The sequence below is a fragment of the Xanthomonas sp. NCPPB 3442 genome, from assembly GCF_056725145.1.
This window is the reverse complement of record NZ_CM161514.1, coordinates 2,707,254-2,725,385: the sequence shown is the minus strand read 5'-3', so window position 1 is coordinate 2,725,385 and position 18,132 is coordinate 2,707,254. Positions and strand designations below refer to the sequence as shown.

The 18,132-nt window shown below is 65.4% G+C and carries 15 protein-coding genes; 7 read left to right on the top strand and 8 right to left on the bottom strand.

All coding sequences use genetic code 11. The features are described from left to right. Positions 1-11: 11 nt before the first annotated feature. On the top strand, positions 12-1,304 hold the full coding sequence (locus AC1POX_RS11820) for a nucleotide sugar dehydrogenase (protein ID WP_011347602.1): 1,293 nt from the start codon (positions 12-14) through the stop codon (positions 1,302-1,304). Here AC1POX_RS11820 and AC1POX_RS11815 read toward each other — a convergent pair. Next, positions 1,288-2,550 (bottom strand): TIGR03862 family flavoprotein, encoded by a 1,263-nt coding sequence (locus tag AC1POX_RS11815; RefSeq protein ID WP_372356206.1) that lies wholly within the window; start codon positions 2,548-2,550, stop codon positions 1,288-1,290. The genes AC1POX_RS11820 and AC1POX_RS11815 overlap by 17 nt on opposite strands. Before the next feature lie 10 nt (positions 2,551-2,560). Continuing rightward, a complete protein-coding gene (locus tag AC1POX_RS11810; protein WP_014090254.1) occupies positions 2,561-2,992 on the bottom strand; it encodes an FKBP-type peptidyl-prolyl cis-trans isomerase in 432 nt (143 codons plus the stop codon). Between the two features lie 59 nt (positions 2,993-3,051). Here AC1POX_RS11810 and AC1POX_RS11805 point away from each other — a divergent pair, with 59 nt between their 5' ends. From AC1POX_RS11805 to AC1POX_RS11795, 3 genes are all read left to right on the top strand, one after another. Then, the gene (locus tag AC1POX_RS11805) at positions 3,052-3,417 is read left to right on the top strand and encodes a DUF6164 family protein (protein WP_008575660.1); all 366 of its coding nucleotides are present in this window, start codon (positions 3,052-3,054) and stop codon (positions 3,415-3,417) included. A 111-nt stretch (positions 3,418-3,528) separates the two neighbouring features. After that, on the top strand, positions 3,529-4,275 hold the full coding sequence (locus AC1POX_RS11800) for a sulfurtransferase (RefSeq protein ID WP_031422827.1): 747 nt from the start codon (positions 3,529-3,531) through the stop codon (positions 4,273-4,275). A gap of 239 nt (positions 4,276-4,514) precedes the next feature. Continuing rightward, entirely contained in the window at positions 4,515-5,162 is a 648-nt protein-coding gene (locus AC1POX_RS11795) for a response regulator (RefSeq protein ID WP_003489223.1), read from the top strand. A 524-nt stretch (positions 5,163-5,686) separates the two neighbouring features. Here the strand turns inward: AC1POX_RS11795 and AC1POX_RS11790 are convergent. Beyond that, a complete protein-coding gene (locus AC1POX_RS11790) occupies positions 5,687-9,331 on the bottom strand; it encodes an Rne/Rng family ribonuclease (protein ID WP_372357171.1) in 3,645 nt (1,214 codons plus the stop codon). Positions 9,332-9,740: 409 nt separating this feature from the next. Between AC1POX_RS11790 and AC1POX_RS11785 the strand changes: the two genes are divergently transcribed. Further along, positions 9,741-10,727 (top strand): RluA family pseudouridine synthase, encoded by a 987-nt coding sequence (locus AC1POX_RS11785; protein ID WP_029819487.1) that lies wholly within the window; start codon positions 9,741-9,743, stop codon positions 10,725-10,727. Between the two features lie 33 nt (positions 10,728-10,760). On the opposite strand, the gene AC1POX_RS11780 is transcribed toward AC1POX_RS11785, so the two are convergent. The 4 genes from AC1POX_RS11780 to AC1POX_RS11765 all read right to left on the bottom strand — a co-directional run bounded on the left by AC1POX_RS11780 (position 10,761) and on the right by AC1POX_RS11765 (position 14,740). After that, positions 10,761-12,584 carry a DUF3300 domain-containing protein gene (locus tag AC1POX_RS11780; RefSeq protein WP_372356205.1) on the bottom strand — a complete coding sequence of 608 codons (1,824 nt, stop codon included), beginning with the start codon at positions 12,582-12,584 and terminating at the stop codon, positions 10,761-10,763. Positions 12,585-12,881: 297 nt separating this feature from the next. Beyond that, positions 12,882-13,700, bottom strand: coding sequence for a zinc transporter ZupT (gene zupT / locus AC1POX_RS11775; protein ID WP_136732590.1), 819 nt, complete (start codon positions 13,698-13,700; stop codon positions 12,882-12,884). A gap of 264 nt (positions 13,701-13,964) precedes the next feature. Next, positions 13,965-14,387 carry an energy transducer TonB gene (locus AC1POX_RS11770; protein WP_372356204.1) on the bottom strand — a complete coding sequence of 141 codons (423 nt, stop codon included), beginning with the start codon at positions 14,385-14,387 and terminating at the stop codon, positions 13,965-13,967. Next, positions 14,384-14,740 (bottom strand): 4a-hydroxytetrahydrobiopterin dehydratase, encoded by a 357-nt coding sequence (locus AC1POX_RS11765; RefSeq protein ID WP_003489213.1) that lies wholly within the window; start codon positions 14,738-14,740, stop codon positions 14,384-14,386. Before AC1POX_RS11765 ends, AC1POX_RS11770 begins: the two co-directional genes overlap by 4 nt. 88 nt (positions 14,741-14,828) lie before the next feature. Here AC1POX_RS11765 and AC1POX_RS11760 point away from each other — a divergent pair, with 88 nt between their 5' ends. Next, on the top strand, positions 14,829-15,428 hold the full coding sequence (locus AC1POX_RS11760) for an NfuA family Fe-S biogenesis protein (RefSeq protein ID WP_008575672.1): 600 nt from the start codon (positions 14,829-14,831) through the stop codon (positions 15,426-15,428). Positions 15,429-15,441: 13 nt separating this feature from the next. After that, positions 15,442-17,250, top strand: a complete 1,809-nt coding sequence (locus AC1POX_RS11755) for a transmembrane repetitive protein (protein ID WP_372356203.1) — start codon at positions 15,442-15,444, stop codon at positions 17,248-17,250. Positions 17,251-17,539: 289 nt separating this feature from the next. On the opposite strand, the gene AC1POX_RS11750 is transcribed toward AC1POX_RS11755, so the two are convergent. Then, the gene (locus AC1POX_RS11750) at positions 17,540-18,112 is read right to left on the bottom strand and encodes a TetR/AcrR family transcriptional regulator (RefSeq protein WP_372356202.1); all 573 of its coding nucleotides are present in this window, start codon (positions 18,110-18,112) and stop codon (positions 17,540-17,542) included. Positions 18,113-18,132 lie beyond the last annotated feature (20 nt).

Below are 18,132 nucleotides of genomic sequence, written 5' to 3'. Positions count from 1 at the left end.
TAAGGAACCGCATGTCCGGCATTACGCTTCTCGCCCCCCCACAGGGGCGCATCGCCGTCATTGGGTTGGGTTATGTCGGCCTGCCGTTGGCGGTTGCATTCGGGGAGCAGCGCGACACCCTGGGCTTTGACATCGATGCGCAGCGCGTTGCGCAATTGCGCGATGGCCACGATGCCACGCTGGAACTGGACGATGCCGAATTGGCTGCCGCAACACAGTTGCGCTATAGCGCAAACGCTGCGGATCTGGCCGCCTGTCGCATTTTCATCGTGACCGTGCCAACGCCGATCGACAGCTTCGAGCAACCGGATCTGGAGCCGTTGCGTAGCGCCACGGCCTTGATCGCCGCCGCCCTCAAGCCCGGCGACCTGGTGATCTACGAATCCACGGTCTATCCAGGAACCACCGAAGAAGTTTGCGTGCCCTTGCTCGAAGCAGGCTCCGGGTTGCGTTTCAACCACGACTTCTTTTGCGGTTACAGCCCCGAGCGTGTCAATCCCGGCGATCGCCAGCGGCGTCTGCGCGACATTCGCAAGATCACCTCGGGCTCGACGGCGGACGCCGCTGATGCAGTCGACGCGCTGTATACCAGCATCATCACTGCCGGCACCTGGCGCGCTCGGTCGATGCGCGTGGCCGAAGCGGCAAAGGTGGTCGAAAACATCCAGCGCGACGTCAATATCGCGTTGGTCAATGAGTTGGCGTTGATTTTCGACAAGTTGGGAATCGACACCCTGGATGTGCTCGAGGCCGCAGGAACCAAGTGGAATTTCCTGCCGTTTCGTCCTGGCCTGGTCGGTGGGCATTGCATCGGCGTGGACCCGTACTACCTGATGCACAAGTCCGAAAGCGTGGGCTATCACCCGGACCTGATCCACACCGCGCGGCAGGTCAACAATCGGGTCGGCCGACATGTGGCCGAGCGCGTGTGCGGCATGCTGGCCATGCGTGGCGTCGCGCTCGCGCAGGCGAGGGTGCTGGTACTGGGCGCCACATTCAAGGAAAACTGCCCGGATCTGCGCAACAGCCGCGCCCTGGAATTGGTGCAGTTGCTGCAGGCCGGGGGTGTGCAGGTGGACACTTGCGACCCGTGGGCAGACCCGGCTGAAGCGCTGCAGCACGGCGGTGTGCATTTAAGCCAGACGCCGGAAGAGGGCGCCTACGATGCCGTGGTGCTGGCAGTGGCGCACGCGCAGTATCGCGACTACGACGTCGCGCAGATCGCCGCGCTCGGCAAGCCGGGCGCGGTGGTGTACGACGTCAAATCGGTGTGGCCGCGTGCGGCAGTCAGCGATCGTCTGTAGCGTCTGCGTTGTGCTGCGCTAGCCACTGCACAGCGCCGCGTGCGGCACGTCGGCCGCTGGCGAAACAGGCGGTGAGCAGATAGCCGCCGGTTGGTGCTTCCCAATCGAGCATTTCGCCAGCGCAAAACACCCCTGGTTGCGACTGCGCCATCAGCTGATCGTCCAGCGCCTCCAGCCGCACGCCGCCTGCAGAACTGATTGCTTCGGCAAGCGGACGTGGCCGCAACAGTCGCAGCGGCAACTGCTTGAGCGTGCGTGCGACCAACACCACGTCGTCGCCCGCCTGCTTGCCGAGTTCTTCGTAGAGCAGGGCCGCCTTGACACCATCGATGCCGACCTGGCGGCGCAGATGCTCGCTGAAACTGCGCCCCTTGCGCGGTTGGGCCAGTTCGGCATGCACGCGTTCGAGCGAGTGGCCGGGAATCAGATCCAGCACGAGTTCGGCGACGCCATGGGCGTCGATCTGCTCGCGCAGGTCCGCGGCCAAGGCATAGATCAAGCTGCCCTCGATGCCGTTCGCTGTGGCCACGCATTCGCCCTGCAATGCATGCTGCATGCCGTTGCCATCCTGCCAATGCGCAACGACCGGTTTCAGCGGTGCACCTGCATGGCGCTGCACGAAGTGCGCACTCCAATCGATATCGAAGCCGCAGTTGGCCGGCACCAGGGGCGCTACCGCGATACCGCGTTGCTGCAGTGTTGCTTGCCACTGGCCGTCGGAACCAAGCTGCGGCCAGCTGCCGCCACCAAGCGCCAGCACGACTGCCTCTGCACTGCACTCCACAGCACCGGTGGGTGCGTCGAAGCGGAGTGCGCCGTTTTCAGTCCAGCCCAGCCAGCGGTGCTGCACATGAAACGTGACGCCCTGTTCCTTGAGCCGGCGCACCCAGCCGCGCAGCAAGGGTGCGGCCTTGCGGTCCATTGGAAAGACACGGCCGGAACTGCCGACGTAGGTCTCGACACCGAGCTCTCGCGCCCAATCGCGCAGCGCATCAGCATCGAAGTCCTGCAACCATGTGGAAACCGGTTGCTGACGTTGGCGATAGCGTTGCGCAAACAGCGGCATCGAATCGGAATGCGTGAGGTTCAAGCCGCCTTTGCCAGCGATCAGGAACTTGCGTCCCACCGAGCCCTTGGCTTCGTACAGATCCACCGCCAAGCCTGACGCGCAGGCCACTTCCGCCGCCATCAAACCGGCCGGCCCACCGCCGATCACTGCCAGCCGCTGCCTGCTCAGATCAGTCATCGTCAGGCACTCAGCGCGGCTGCACGCCCAGCAATTCCACATCGAACACCAGCGATGCACCGGGCGGTATCACGCCACCGGCGCCGTTGTCGCCATAGCCGTAATCGGGCGGAATCATCAAGGTGCGCTTGCCGCCGACACGCATGCCGGCCACGCCATCGTCCCAGCCGCGGATGACCTGGTGGCCGCCTAGTACGAATTGGAACGGCTCAGCGCGATCCAGCGAGCTGTCGAACTTCTTGCCGTGCTTGTCGGCGGCTTTTTCGTCGTACAGCCAGCCGGTGTAGTGCACGGTGACCATGGCGCCTGGTGTGGCCTCTGCACCGGTCCCCACGGTGCGGTCGATCCGCTCGAAACTGGCGATGGTGCCGCCGGAGGGCGGCAGGGCGGGCGCGCAGCTTGCGAGCAACAGGGCGACAACGAGCGTCAACAAAAGGCGCATGGCAGGGTCCATGGAGAAAGGCCGCCATTATCGCACCTGGCTCCCGGTATCATCGCGGCATGGCCAAGCTGCTGCTCAATCTGCGCAATGTTCCCGACGACGAAGCCGATGAGGTGCGGGCGCTGATGCGCGAGCAGCGCGTGCAGATCTATGAAACGCGCCCCAGCAACTGGGGGATTTCCGCTGGCGGTATCTGGCTCAGCGACGATGCCGACTATCCACGCGCCAAGGCGGCGATGGATGCCTACCAGGCACAGCGCGGCGCGATTGCGCGTGCCCAGCGCCAGGAGGAACTTGCAGCCGGCACTGCGGAGACCTTTGGCGCGTTGCTGCGCAGGCGACCGGTCTTCGTGCTCGTGACGCTGATCGGCATGCTGGTCGTCGCCTCGCTGGTGTTGCTGCCGTTTGTGCTGTTGCGCGGCTGAGTGCGCGGCTGAGTGCGCGGCATGACGCGCTTGCAGGCACGCTGCTGCACCGTGCTGGACGTCCCATCCACGGCGCTCGCTAGGGGCTGCCCGCGGCCCTAAAATAGCCGCATGATGATCAATACCGCCGCCTACCAGTTCGTCACCATCCAGGATCCGCAGACACTTGCCGACGGCGTGCGCGCGCAAGCCGAGCAGCATGCGCTGAAAGGATCGGTGCTGGTGGCCGAAGAGGGCATCAACCTGTTCCTGGCAGGCGCTGCCGAGCAGATCGACGCGTTCTACGCCTGGCTGCAGGCCGACGCGCGGTTTGCGCAGATGCGCATCAAGTACAGCGAAAGCGCGCATCAGCCGTTTGCGCGGCTCAAGGTCAAGATCAAGCCGGAGATCATCAGTTTTCGGCGCGACGATGCATCGCCGCTGCAAGGTCGTGCACCGTCGGTGACGCCTGCCGTGCTGCGCGAGTGGCTGCGGAACGGGCAAGATGATCGCGGCCGTCCGCTGGTGTTGCTGGACACGCGCAATGCGCAGGAAGTGGCATACGGGACCTTCCAGGGTGCATTGACGCTGCCGATCGACAAGTTCACCGACTTGCCTGGCGCGCTGGAACCGCATCGTGGCGCGTTGGCCGATGCCACGGTGGTCAGCTTCTGCACCGGTGGCATCCGTTGCGAAAAGGCCGCGCTGTGGATGCAGGCCGATGGCATGGACAACGTGCTGCAACTGGAGGGCGGAATCCTCGGCTACTTCGAAGAGGTCGGTGGCGAAGGCTACGAGGGCCGCTGCTTCGTCTTCGACGAACGCGTTGCGCTGGATCCCGAATTAAAACCCTTGGTGGACGCCGACCGTACCGCCTAGCCAGTGAAAATCTGACCGAGCGCGACTGCATTGCCCGATGTCACCGGTCGGCCTGGCGCCCGCATCATCGGCACACGTTGCAACATCTTGCCTAGAGACATCGCGCCATGCGCACGTCATGCATGCTCTAGTGACGTGTCATAACGCTCTAACTTGGGCGTAATACGTCGCATCGAGCTTGCCCTGAATTATTCACGGAGATAGGCTGCACCAGCCAGCCGCTAGCGAGGACAACAAGGATGACCATCAGAGTTTTTCTGATCGACGATCATGCACTCGTGCGTACAGGCATGAAGATGATTCTGTCCAAGGAAGTGGACGTCGATGTGGTGGGTGAAGCAGAGAGCGGCGAAGCCGCATTGCCGCAGATTCGTCAACTCAAACCGGACATCGTGCTGTGCGATCTGCATTTGCCCGGCGTCAGCGGCCTGGAAATTACCGAGCGCATCGTCAAGGGCGACTACGGTACGCGGGTCATCATCGTCTCCGTGCTCGAAGACGGCCCATTGCCCAAGCGTTTGCTCGAGGCAGGCGCCTCCGGCTATGTGGGCAAGGGTGGTGACGCGCACGAGTTGCTGCGCGCGGTGCGTGAAGTCGCATTGGGACGGCGTTATCTCGGCAATACGATCGCGCAGAACCTGGCTCTGTCTAATCTGGAAGGTGGCGGTTCACCGTTTGATGCATTGTCGCCCCGTGAGCTGGAAGTGGCCTTGCTGCTGACCCAGGGCCTGCGCCAGGAAGACATCGCCAAGCGCCTGAACCTCAGCGCCAAGACCATCAACACGCACAAGGCACGCCTGTTCGAGAAGGTCGGCATCCAGGACAACATTGCGCTGGCGCGGCTAGCCAATCAATACGGTCTGACCGATCCCTCCAGGGTGCTGTGAACCGTTGCCTTGAGTGCAGTGCAGTGGCTGCGCTGCATCGCAAGGCCAGGGCGCACAACATCGCGTAGAGAAAGCTCATCACGTGCCTAGAAATGACGTGTCTCGCCCTCAGAAGCGGTTGCTGGATTGCGTCAACGCGTGAGTGGGGAATTAGCCCGGCCTTCTAGGAACGCGCGGTATGTCGGAACAAGGCCGGGGGCGCCCTGACGCCCGGGTGGTGAGCGTAACGACACGCCGTGTACTAGGAGCTTCCGCGCTGATTGTCGTCATGTGCCAGCAAGGCCTGGCGTCGCCGCACTTGCCGATCGAAGGGTCTTTGCAAACACTGACCACGAGTGACGACAAACGTCGCCGCTCATGTGGAAGAACGTGGAGCGTCGATGTCTCTCCGGGATCACAACCGGCGGATGCGGCTTGGCGTTAGTGCAGGCGGTGCCTAAAAAAACAGCGGCCCCGAAGGCCGCTGTTTCGATGTTGACGTGGCCTGTTATCCCAACAGGCCAACCAATCAAGTCACCTGGCGATCAGTGATCGCCACGCGGCTTGTTGCTGTCGTCATCCTGCACCTGGTCGGCGTCGGTCGATGGAGCAGCCGGCTTGACTGGTTCGGACACGACCACCGTCGGCTTGGGCTTGCCTGCCTGCAACTCCTGCGCTGCTGCAGGGTCTGCCGGAGGCTTGCTGGCCGAGGAGGCTGCTGGCGCAGCATCGTTCGGGCTCAGCGCATCGAGCATGGTGGTCTGCACCGGAGCATACGGCTTGCGTGCGGGCGCGGTGTCCGCACTTGGGCTTGCCTGCACAACCGTCGAGGTCGAGGTCATTGCCACCTCGGCCGATGGCGCCTGCGAAGCAGACTGCTCGGCGTGCGGCGACGTCACCGTGACTACTGCGGCCTGCGATGCCGGCGTAGCCGCCGCAGGTGCCGGTAGGTCGTCAGCAGGCGTTGCCCGTGCCGGCTGCACCGGCGCTGCCTGTACCGAAGGCGCTGCCACGTCCGCCGACACAGCGCGCTGCTGGTGGTCGGCCTTCGCGGCCTCGGCGTCGGCGGCAGGTACAGCCGCACTTGCCGGCGCCGAAGACGCAGGTTGGTGCTGGCTGCTTGTCGCCGCATCGTTGGTCACAGGCGATGCAACAGCCGGTGCCGTCGGTGCAGTCCCGGCAGCGGGAGCCACTGCAGGTGCCGGCGTGGATGCCACTGGCGCAGGGGTGGCAAGCGGAGCCGGGCTAGCGGATGCCTGCTGTGCGACCGGCGCGGGGCGCTGTTCTGCAGCCTGCGCTGCAGCACCCTCGGTGCTGGCAGCCGTCGACGCTGTGACAGCCGGCGCGGGTTTGGCTGGTGCGTCGGTAGCAGCAACGGGCGCAGCAGGGCGCTCGCGGGCGGCTTCGGCAACGGGTGCTGCCGAAGCCTGCGATGCCGGCACGGTATTGGAAACCGGCGCGGTGGTCGAAGCTGTGTCACTGCCGCCCCGTGGCTCTGCGCGCTCCTTGGGAACCGGACGCGGCTTGGCGGTTGCCTGGGCAGCGGATTCCGGCTTGGCGCGCACCGCCGGTGCCGGTGCCTCATCGTCGAAATCGAACTCCGGCTGGCCGGCGCGCGGTGCGCCCGATACATGCGCATGAGCACCGGCGTCGTCGCCTTCGCTGTCGCCATCGAGATCGTTGTCGGCATCGCTGTCCAGATCGTCGCCTTCCAGGCCATCGACGCTGGTACCACCTTCTCCGTTGGCACCGGCGCCACGACGACGACGACGGCCACCACGACGGCCGCGGCGGCGACGGCTTCCGCCTTCGCCATTGGCTGCATCGTCGCCTGCGGCATCCTGGGCCGGTGCAGTTGCATTTGCGTCGGCGCCACGATCAGCGGTGGATTCGCTCACCATGACATCGACAGGATGCGCCTGCGCCGCTTCATTGGCGTTGGTCTGCGCATTGGTGGGTGCAGCGGCGTCGGCAATGGCGGCCACCACGCTCGACGTGGTGGCCGTTGCGGCAGTGGAGGTCACGGTCTGCGCCGCTGCCGTACCCTCATCCTGGCGTGCCGGACGCGGCTGCCGCTCGGCTGGCGCGCCGTCCTGCTGTGCAGGCGCACGTGGCGGGCGTGGGCTCTGGTTCTGCGGCTTGGACTTCTGCTGCTGCGGTTGCTGCTGCTTTGGCGCCTGCGTTTCATTGCGCGGCGGCTTAGGCGCCTGCACCTGCTGCTGTGCCTGTGCGCCATTCTGCGCGCCCTGGGCGCTGGCAGGCTGGCGACGCTCGTCACGGCGTTCCTTATTGGCGCCGTTGCCATTGCCGCCATTGCCACGTTGCTGGTTGCCACCATTGCCGCCATTACGGGCATCGCGACCATCGCGGCGCTGACCGCCACGCTCGCCGCGTTCGCCACGGTTATTGCGGCCCGCATCGTTCTGGCGCGGACGCGGGGTCGACTCCGGGGCCGGGGCGACGGGCTCGACCCCGCCGAAGATCCGCTTCAGCCAGCCCACAACACCGGTGACCGGTGCCGGAATGGGCACGGTCACCACTGGCGCCGGCGCAGCGACGGGCGCGACCGGGGCAGGGGCTTCTTCGCGAACCGGTGCCGGTTGGCTCGGCTTGATCGACGTGACCGCCGGGGCTGCGGGAATATTCAACTGCGCCTTGGTCAGTGCATGCACCGGCAGCTTGCGCGGGGTGCCGCGCTGGTAGCTCGGCTTGCCGCTCTCTTCGCCCAGCTCGTTCTCGCGCAGGCGCGTGACTTCGTAGTGCGGGGTGTGCAGTTGCTCGTCGGCGACGATGATGATCGGCGACTCGTGGCGCTGCTCGATTTCACGCAGTGCGCTGCGCTTTTCGTTGAGCAGGTAGTTGGCGATTTCCACCGGCGCCTGGACCAGCACCTGCCCGGTGTTTTCCTTCATAGCGTGCTCTTCTGCCACGCGGATGATCGACAGCGACAGCGACTCGACGCTGCGCATGCGGCCATGGCCATCGCAACGCGGGCAGACGATCTGGCTGGATTCGCCCAGGCTCGGTCGCAGCCGCTGGCGGCTCATTTCCATCAGGCCGAAACGCGAGATACGGCCCAGCTGCACGCGTGCGCGGTCGTACTTGAGTGCGTTCTGCAGCCTGTTTTCAACTTCGCGCTGGTGCTTGGACGAGGCCATGTCGATGAAGTCGATGACCACCAGGCCACCCAGGTCACGCAGGCGCAGCTGGCGTGCGACTTCTTCGGCCGCTTCCAGATTGGTCTGGAACGCGGTTTCTTCGATATCGCTGCCCTTGGTAGCGCGCGAGGAGTTCACGTCGACGGCGGTCAGCGCTTCGGTCTGGTCCACCACGATCGAGCCGCCCGAGGGCAGGCGCACGTTGCGCTCATAGGCGCCTTCGATCTGCGATTCGATCTGGAAGCGATTGAACAGCGGGATATCGTCGGTGTAGTGCTTGAGCTTGCGCAGGCTCTGCGGCATCACCTGCTTCATGAATTCCTGGGCGTCGGCGTAGAGCTCCGGCGTATCGACCAGGATCTCGCCGATATCGGCGCGCAGGTAGTCGCGCAGGGCGCGGATGATCAGGCGCGATTCCTGGTAGATCAGGAACGCGGCCGGCTTGCTCAGCGCAGCTTCGGCAATCGCCTTCCAGGTCTGCAGCAGGTAGTCCAGATCCCACTGCAGTTCTTCGGCATCGCGGCCCACGCCGGCAGTGCGGATGATCACGCCCATGTCGTCAGGAATGTCGAGCTTGTCCAGCGCTTCCTTCAACGCGGCACGGTCTTCGCCCTCGATGCGGCGCGAAACGCCACCGGCGCTCGGCGAATTGGGCATCAGCACCATGTAGCGGCCGGCCAGCGAGATGAACGTGGTCAGGGCGGCGCCCTTGTTGCCACGCTCTTCCTTGTCCACCTGCACGACGATTTCCTGGCCTTCGCGCAGCAGCTCACGAATGGTCGACTTGTTATGGTCGACGCCGGCCTGGAAATAATCGCGGGAAATTTCCTTCAGCGGCAGGAAGCCATGACGCTCGGCGCCATAGTCCACGAACGCCGCTTCCAGGGAAGGCTCTAGCCGGGTGATACGGCCCTTGTAGATGTTGGACTTCTTTTGTTCCTTGGACGGCTGTTCGATGTCGATGTCGTACAGGGTCTGGCCGTCCACAATCGCCACGCGCAGCTCTTCGGCCTGCGTTGCGTTGATCAGCATTCGCTTCATTGTTGCGTTCCTCACGCGCTCTACCGCGCGGAACGCCGTGACGTTTCGCCTCTGGAACAGCTTGTCGGCCCTTCGCGCAACGCGCGGACAGGCCTGACCAGAGTTTCCAGCGCTGCAACACCACGGCAGGCCGCGGGAGCGCTTGTTTAAGTTTTATAGGTGTTTCAGGGCCGGCAGCCGCGTCCGGACAAACCGGGGCAGCGCACGGGACATGTTCAGCGCAGCGGTCAAAAACCGCTGGCGATGGCCGGGTAGGCCGGTGAGCCGCTAACATGGCCGCCCCGGGGGCGGTGGTCGCGCACTGTGCCGGAATCATCGGAAGTCAGGCTTCTGGCCAATCAACTTCCAACAAAATCAAACCCTTATCTCGCTCGCCGAGTGTAACAGAATAAAGAGCCAGATGACCGACCCCCAGCCCCCCAAGCCGCCGGCCGACCGCGTCGGCGTGCGCATTCTCAAAGTTCCGGAAGACCGTGCTGGGCAGCGGCTGGACAATTTCCTGCTTGGCCAGCTCAAGGGCGCTCCGCGTAGCCTGATCTACAAGCTGGTGCGCAGCGGCCAGGTGCGCGTGAATGGCGGGCGTGCCAAGGCCGAACGCAAGCTCGAGGGCGGCGAAGAAGTGCGGATTCCGCCGGTGCGGGTCAACGAAGAGGGCGACAAGGCCGCGCCGCCGTCATCATTCATGGCGCGGCTGGAAGCGGCAATCGTGTTCGAGGATGCGCGCCTGCTTGCCCTGAACAAGCCGTCCGGGGTTGCCAGCCATGGCGGCAGCGGGATCAGCTTTGGCGCCATTGAAACGCTGCGGGCGCTGCGCCCGAACCAGAGCCTGGAACTGGTGCACCGGCTTGATCGCGATACGTCCGGCCTATTGATCGTGGCCAAGAAGCGCTCGGCGCTGACCGAGCTGCAGGCCCTCATGCGCGAAGACGACCGCGTCGAAGGGCGTGGCATCACCAAGCGCTACCTGACCCTGCTGGTGGGCCGCATGCCCGACGGCGTGATGACCGTGGACGCGCCGCTGCACATCGGCCTGCGCCAGGGAGGGGAGCGGCATGTGCAGGTGAATGCGATCGGCAAGCCGTCGCTGAGCCATTTCAAGTTGCTGGAACGGCGCGGCGGCCATTCCTATTGCGAAGTGCGCATCGAGACCGGTCGCACCCACCAGATTCGCGTGCATGCCCAGCACCTGGGGCACCCGGTGGCCGGCGACGAGAAATACGGTGAGGCAGACGTCAACAAGCGCCTACGCGACCAGCTTGGTTTGAAGCGGCTGTTCCTGCATGCCGCATCTCTCGAATTCGCACTGGATGCCGGCAAGACGCCGTACGTGTTGAGCGCGCCATTGGCGCCAGAGCTCGCCGAGGCCCTAGACCAGCTCGGTCGCTGACGCAGCCATGGCGGCTGCGCCAGCGCGGCTGGCTCAGCCTTCGTGGCGATGGTCGTGATGTTGCGGCTGCGCCGACGGATGCGGGCGTTGCTGGTGCATATCGGCTTGATGGGTCGGAGCGGCACGCGGCGGGGCGAAGGACGCCATCCGCTGCATGCGCTGCTGCGGCTCTGCCTTCATGACCGGGCGCGGTTCGTCACGCGGCTGCGACGGCTGCGCATGTTCGACACGCGGCACTGCCGCGGATGCAAACTGCTGATGAGGCGCCAGCTGCCGCTGCTCTTGCACGGGCGGCTTCCATTGCGCAGGTTGGGCTTGGGCTCGGAACTGGCTGTCGCGGGCGTCGCGGCTCGCAAATGCATCGCGCGGCGGCATGCCGGCATGTGCGCGGTTGGCTGCAGCTGCCTGTTCCTGCGCTGCCCGCGACTGTGCGTGCATCTGCGCCATGTGCTGTTGTGCGGCCTGCAAGTCATTTACCCGTGCAGGCGTTGCAGCCGAGGCGAATGCCGGTACTTGCACGCGCGGCGAACGCATCCCGGAGGGCAATGGCTGCATCGGATGGCTCGCAGCTGTCAGGGGCGCAACATGCGCCAACGGCGATGGCGATGGCGATGCGTTCAGCGTTACCGGACGGCCTGGTTGCAGCATCTGTGCATTGAAATGCGGTGTGGTCAGATGCGCATAGTCGGGCGGGCGATGCAGTTGGGCGGGCGAAGGCGCTGGCGTGGCCGCTCCTGCAAACGCACCAAGCCCACGTGCGCTGGCGACTGCTGCCGGTAGAGCGGCCGCCTGCGCCGCATGGAAGTTGGCTGGGGACATCCCGGCCACAGGCGCGGATGTCGAATTGGACCAATGGCGCTGATCCTGATTCACGTACGAGCGTGAATCGACATACGTATTTCGGTTGTTGATGATGGTGGTGCGCGGCGCATAGACATGGTTCTGGTAGACCACATAATGCGGTGCGGCCGGCGGCGCGTTCCAATCCACACCCCAGCTGTTCCAGCCCCAGCGGTGCCAGACAGGCGCCGGCTCGGCCCAGCCGAACCAACCGTGATGGTGCTCGAGTGCGCCGCCCACCAATACGCCGACGCCGAAGGACACCAGGCCGGTGGTGACGACGTCGCCTTCGTCGTACCAGCGGACCGGGCGGTAGCGATACTCCCTGTAGACATCGACCGGCGCGCCGTAGACCACGCCGGGATCGTAGCGCGGCACGTACACCACATCCGGTTGCGCTGGTTCGATGGTGATCACCTGCGAGGGCGGCGGGATGCGGCCCTCATCCAGAATGGGCGTCACCACCACGTGGCGCGCCACCTGCACTTGCTGTTGCGGCGTACTGTGCAGATGGCCGCTGGCCTGGGCGCGTTGGCGCATGATCTGCACCGCGTTGAGCACATCGTTGGGATCGTGGGCGTAGGCATCGCCGAGCGCACGCGTCCAATCCAGATTGCCAGCCAGTTGGGCCACCACGTCGGGAAAGGCGGTCAGTGCCTTGATGCTCGGGTCCCACGATTGCGACACCGTGGCCTGCGCGCGATCTGCAGCGCTCAAACCGCTATTGCTGCGTAGCCATTCCTGTGCGGTGACCACTTGATCGGGATACACCGACGCCGCCAAGGTTTGCGCCAGCAACTTGTCTGGAAACAGGGCAATCGGCGCGACCAGTTGGTAAAGCTGGTCCGCCGTGGGCGGCGTGTAAGCCGGCGCTGCCATCGCGCTGGGAGGCGGCGGAGGCTCGGCGGCGGCCGGCGCCGGTGCGTCGGTGCGTTGGCAGCCGCCGAGTGCAATCAGGCCAGTGGATGCGATCGACAGCGCCAAGGCAAGGCGCCCTTGTGACCATGTGCGTTGCATACGGCACCTCGCTGTGTGTGCGTTGATGACGCGCGTACCATGCGCCGGCTTGAATGTCTGGAACCTTTCTAGAACATGGCTTCAGTCGACCAGGCGCGACGGTGTTCAGCAGACGTGCGGGAAACCGCATGCCACGCAGGTGCGCTGCGTGGCATGCGGTAGATTTCAGGCGGGCGGGCGCATCGGCTCGTCACGGGCAACACAGCAATCGGGCTTCTGGAGCGGCATTGTCTGCACTTGCTGCAACAGACTTCGCGCCAGTCCATCACGAGTGGTGAAGCCCGCGCATAACGCGCTTCACGGCGTTGCGAAACGGAACAACACCAGGCTGATCGCCAGCGTTCCCATGCCCGAGACCAGGCCATACACGGTCTCGTGACCTTGGGCGTAGCGCTTGGCAGCCGGCAGTAATTCGTCCAGCGCCAGAAACACCATGACCCCGGAGATCAGCCCGAACACGGTGCCGAAGACCGCATCCGAGAGCACGCTGGACAAGGCCAGATATCCGATGCCTGCACCGACCGGTTCGGCCAACCCGCTGAGCAGGCTGGCGCCCACCGCATAGAACTTGTTGCGCGTGGCGAAATACACCGGCACCGCGATCGCGATGCCTTCGGGAATATTGTGGATGGCGATCGCGAACGCCAGCGGCATGCCGACCGCCGGGCTTTCAAGCGTGGCGAAGAAAGTCGCCAATCCTTCCGGGAAATTGTGCGCAGTGATCGCGACGGCGGTCATCAGGCCAACCCGGCGAATATAGGCCCGGTTGTCTTCGCGAAACTGCGGATCGTCGCTGGACAAGCTCTGGTGCGGATTCGGCACCAGGCGGTCGATCAGCATGATCAGCAGCATGCCGCCCAGAAAGGTCAGGGTACCGAAGGTAAAGCCGAGCTTGTCGTTGTAGGCATGGGAAAACGCGGCGATCGACTTGTTGAGGATCTCGGTGAGCGACACGTACACCATGGCGCCGCCGGCGAAGGCCAGGCCGAATGCCAACAGCCGCGGATTGGGCTTTTTGGCGAACACCACCATGAGGCTGCCGAGCCCGGTTGCCAGCCCGGCCGCTAGCGTGACCGCAAGCGCGATCCAGAGATTGTGTGATGACACTGCAAGCATGTGGCGCGACGTCCTCGTGGAATGAAGAACTTCCTGCGGAGAGCGTGGCAACTGCAGCTCGCCAGATACGCACACCCCTCCGCGGAAGCAGGATGGCCATGCCGCGATGACGAAGACGTGGTGTCGAAGACGAAAAGCAGCGCCTCTGCGCCAGCGTCAGGCAGGGGCGACACTCAAGCGCGCGAACAAGGCGCTGTTGCTCATGCGCTGGTGTCGATGCGCTTGTGCCGTGCGGAAATAAGGCGTCACCGACCTGCGCGGTCCTCAGCCGCCGCGGCGTGAGCGTTCCTCGATGGCGAAACATTCGTTCGGACGCGGCACCGGCGGCTTGAACGAGACCGGCACCTGGATGGTCTGCGGCACGGCCTGGCCATTGCGGGTGGCGGCCTTGAACTGCCACTCGCGCACGCGCGTCAGGGCCGCTTCGTCGAGCACGGGCTGGCCGCTGCTCTGTGCCACCGAGACATCGGTCGGCGTGCCCTGGGGGCCGACCACGACCCGCAGCACGGTCGTGCCGCCCACACCGGCGCAGGCCAGCTGCGGCGAATATTCCGGCGGCGGCGTCTTCAGGGCAGCCAGCTCGGTGGGCGCGACGGTGGGCGCGGCGGCCTGCTGTGGCGACTTGCCGCAGCCAGCAAGGCCGGTGGCGACGACGAGGCCGGCGAACGCGGCGCGATACATGTTCATGCAGTGATTCCCTGATCGTAGAGCTGCGCGGTCTTGGCCGCGCAGATGAAGTCGTTTTCGCTCAGTCCGCCCACGTCATGGGTGGAATAGCGCACCACGACGCGGTCGTAATGCACGCCCAGGTCGGGGTGGTGGTCTTCGCGATGGGCGATCCAGGCCAGCGCATTCACAAAGGCCAGGGTGCGGTAATAGTCGGCGAAGCGGAACGTGCGCGTGAGCGCCATGCCGGCCTCGGCCAGCTCCCAGCCGGGCACCTGCGGCAGCAGCTCGGCCAGGCGCGCCTCGCCCAGCTTGTGGTCGCTGCCTTTGCGCGGGAGGCAGTGGGCCTGCTCCAGGGGAATCAGATCGGTCATGACGGTCTCGCAGGGGTGGCGGACGGCGCGCCCACCAGGATCACGGTGTTCCATGAGCGAGGGCGCTTTGGGCGGTAGAATAACCCGCATGATCCAGATATCCGACAAAGCCCAGACCTATTTCCGCAAGCTCATCGAACGCGAGGGCGTGCCCGGCATGGGCGTGCGCCTGAGCGCGGTGGATGCGGGTACCCCACGTGCCGATGCCCGGCTTGAGTTCGCCGAACCGGCGGACCTGAGCGGCGACGAATGGGCGATCGACTGCGATGGTTTCACCTTGTATGTGGTCGCTGCCAGCGTGCCGTGGATGGACGGGGCCGAAATCGACTACGTCACCCAGTCCACCGGCAACCAGCAGCTCACCATCAAGGCGCCCAAGATCAAGGGCGAAGCGCCCGCAGAGTCGGCTTCGATGGTGGAGCGCGTGCGCTGGGTGGTGGAAAACGAAATCAACCCGCAGTTGGCATCGCATGGCGGGCGCGTGGCCGTGCAGGAAGTCTCTGCCGACGGCGTGGTGTTGCTGCGCTTCGGCGGCGGTTGCCACGGCTGCGGCATGGCCGACGTGACCTTGAAGCAGGGCATCGAAAAGACCTTGATGGGGCGCGTGCCCGGCGTGACTGCGGTGCGCGATGCGACCGACCACGCCACCGGCGACGCTCCCTACATTCCGCGCGACAGCGCGGCCTGATTCCGCGCCACCGGTGACAACGGCTGCCGATCTGCTGCAGGCACTGCGCGCGCGCATGCCCGGCAAGCTCATTCTGGATCGGCGCACCGGCCTTCCGTATGGCTGGGGCATCTGGATGGGCAACCGCAAGCACGCGGCTGCGCCATTCAACGATGACCATGTCATGGATGTGCTGTTGGCGCGTGGGCAGCCGACATGGGGTGCGGTGACCGGCGTCTCTGTGCTGTCGCCATTCCAGGCATTCCGCAGCCTGTGGTGGCAACACTGGGACCCGCGGCCGAAGGATCAGCGCCGGCAGCACTGGCTGGCGGTGCTCGGCAGTTTTCTCATCCACCTCGGTTTTGGTGCGCTGCTCATCTGGGTGGTCACCGTGCGCTGGGCGCCGGAAGAAACCAAGCCCGGCGACGAATCGCGGGTGCGCATGACCTTGATCGGCGATGGGGCTGAAGCGCAGGGCGGCGGGGAAGCTCAACCCACGTCTGAGGCATCGACGCAGCCGGCTGCAGCTGCGGCGTCTTCACCAGCGCACGCGGGTGCATCGGCGGCGAACAGCGAACCAGCTGCATCGCCGGCACCGACACCGACGCCAGTGCCGCCAGCAACCGACCCTGTGGAGCACCCCGATACGGCCCAGGTACCAGAACATGCGCCGGAACCGGTGCAAGCGGCCAGCGAACCCGTCACCGCGGATATTCCGCAGGTGACGGTGCAGGTGCCGCCGGTGACGATCGAATCGCCGCTGCAGGTCACCGAAACCCCGGTCGCCACCAACGACTTTGTCGTCCCACCGCCGCCAACGATCACGCTGACGCCGCGTGCGATCGAGCGGGCGGCGCCGCAGGTTGAAGTGCATCAACGCGACATCCAGACGGTGACCGAACGCCCGCAGGTGCGCGAACTGCAGCGCCCGGCCAAGGACGTGGCGGTGCGCTCTGCCGCTGCGCCAACAGTGCGCGAGCGCGACATCGTCATCCCAGAGCGCCCGCAAATCGCCACGCCGGCTGCGCGCCTGCGTGAGATCTCGCCGACCGTGCGCATGCCTGACGTTGCGGTGCGTCCCGCAGAGCTGCCGAACGTGCCGGATCCGGCGCCTGCGCCAGTGGCAGCGACGCCTGCGACTCCCGAACCGCGGCCGGCCACCGTGGCGGCGCCAACCGCGCAAGCAGCCGCGCAACCTGCACAGTCGCAGGCCGGTCCTGTCCGGTCCGAACGTTCCAGCAGCGCGCCAGCCGCTGCATCGTCGCCCGCCAAGCCAGCCGCCAGCGGTCATGCCGGCCCGGCGCCTGCCGATCGCAGCGGCGGGTGGGACGTGGCCGCCAACGCCGACGACTGGAGCAAGTCCGACCGCAATCGGCAAGGCGACACGACAGGTGGCAACACCCAGCGCAACGGCATGTTCAATGCCGATGGCAGCGTCAAGGTGGCCACCGGAGCCGGTGATGCCGGCCAGGGTGCAGGTGACCGCGGACCACCAGGCAGCGAGACCGATACCTGGACCCGCGATCAGATTGCCCAGGGCGGCACCTGGCTTAAACGTCCGCCGTACGGCTACACGCCGACATCGCTGGACAAGTACTGGATGCCGAACCAGACGCTGCTGCAGGAATGGGTGCGGCGCGGCCTGAAGAAGATCGAGATTCCGATTCCGGGCACGACCACCAAGATCAGTTGCGTGGTGTCCCTGCTGCAATTCGGCGGCGGTTGCGGCCTGAGCGACCCCAATCTCAACGATCAACCGGCTACCGCACGCCCACCGCCGGACGTGCCGTTCAAGCGTGAGTTGCAGGAAGACAAGGGCGCGCTGCCCCATAACGGCGGGTAAGCGTGACGCGCGATGAGGTGCGGCGATGTCTGCCTGAGTGCACAGATCAGCCCTGCGCCCCTTCGCTTCACGGTGCGCTTGCGCGCCTCCGGGCGCGTGGACATGCATTGTCTGCATCAGCCGCCGAGAGCGCATGATGCGGGGGGACGCTCGTCCATCGGCTGCAGACCGTGCCGGCCACCGGCGAACCGGTTTGCCGCCTCGATAAAACCGATCGCTCAACCTGCGGAAACGCGATACATCGCGTGGTGTTCCGGCTGGCGGTGACGGTGGCGCCAGCGGCTCGCGGCTAGGGAGATTGCACTCTCGAACCGGAACGTGCGCCTTCCAGGAACGAGGTCAGGACCGCACGCACGACCGATGCCTGTGCCAGACGGCCGGTGGCCACTGCCCAACCGGCTCCGAACAGGCACGAGAGGTAGAAGTCGCTCCACCAGGACGCCGGCATTTCGATACCGAACACGCCGCGCTGCTGGCCGTGCAAGAAGAAAGCATCCAGATGCGCCTGGAACGACTCCCACTCCGGCGCGGCGTAATAGGTGTTGCCGCGTTCGGCGCCCTCCATGCCCATCTCGTTGACGATGTAGATGACCAGATCCAGGTCTTCCACCAAGGCGTGCGTCATGCGTCGCAGGCTTGCCATGGGATCGGGCAGGGCGTCTTCGTCGGGCAGGGCCGCCTTCAGACGCAGCCACGCTTCGGCGGTGACCTTCTCCACGATTGCCGCGCGGGTCGGGGCAAAGCGGTACAGCGTCGCGCGGCTGATCCCCGCGCCAGCGGCCAGCTCGGTGAGATTGCTGCGCGGGCGGCGGGTCAGCGTTGCGGCCAGCATGCGGATAAGGCGTTGGTCGTCCTGGCTCATACGCTTGAAAAACGAGTGAA

Bases quoted from the DNA above. Each gene is read 5' to 3' on its own strand.
- AC1POX_RS11780 (WP_372356205.1), bottom strand. From the start codon at position 12,584: ATGCAACGCACATGGTCACAAGGGCGCCTTGCCTTGGCGCTGTCGATC.
- AC1POX_RS11750 (WP_372356202.1), bottom strand. From the start codon at position 18,112: ATGAGCCAGGACGACCAACGCCTTATCCGCATGCTGGCCGCAACGCTG.
- AC1POX_RS11770 (WP_372356204.1), bottom strand. From the start codon at position 14,387: ATGAACATGTATCGCGCCGCGTTCGCCGGCCTCGTCGTCGCCACCGGC.
- AC1POX_RS11790 (WP_372357171.1), bottom strand. From the start codon at position 9,331: ATGCTGATCAACGCAACGCAGGCCGAAGAGCTGCGCGTGGCGATTGTG.
- AC1POX_RS11800 (WP_031422827.1), top strand. From the start codon at position 3,529: ATGATGATCAATACCGCCGCCTACCAGTTCGTCACCATCCAGGATCCG.
- AC1POX_RS11765 (WP_003489213.1), bottom strand. From the start codon at position 14,740: ATGACCGATCTGATTCCCCTGGAGCAGGCCCACTGCCTCCCGCGCAAA.
- AC1POX_RS11760 (WP_008575672.1), top strand. From the start codon at position 14,829: ATGATCCAGATATCCGACAAAGCCCAGACCTATTTCCGCAAGCTCATC.
- AC1POX_RS11785 (WP_029819487.1), top strand. From the start codon at position 9,741: ATGACCGACCCCCAGCCCCCCAAGCCGCCGGCCGACCGCGTCGGCGTG.
- AC1POX_RS11815 (WP_372356206.1), bottom strand. From the start codon at position 2,550: ATGACTGATCTGAGCAGGCAGCGGCTGGCAGTGATCGGCGGTGGGCCG.
- AC1POX_RS11810 (WP_014090254.1), bottom strand. From the start codon at position 2,992: ATGCGCCTTTTGTTGACGCTCGTTGTCGCCCTGTTGCTCGCAAGCTGC.
- AC1POX_RS11795 (WP_003489223.1), top strand. From the start codon at position 4,515: ATGACCATCAGAGTTTTTCTGATCGACGATCATGCACTCGTGCGTACA.
- AC1POX_RS11805 (WP_008575660.1), top strand. From the start codon at position 3,052: ATGGCCAAGCTGCTGCTCAATCTGCGCAATGTTCCCGACGACGAAGCC.
- AC1POX_RS11820 (WP_011347602.1), top strand. From the start codon at position 12: ATGTCCGGCATTACGCTTCTCGCCCCCCCACAGGGGCGCATCGCCGTC.
- zupT (WP_136732590.1), bottom strand. From the start codon at position 13,700: ATGCTTGCAGTGTCATCACACAATCTCTGGATCGCGCTTGCGGTCACG.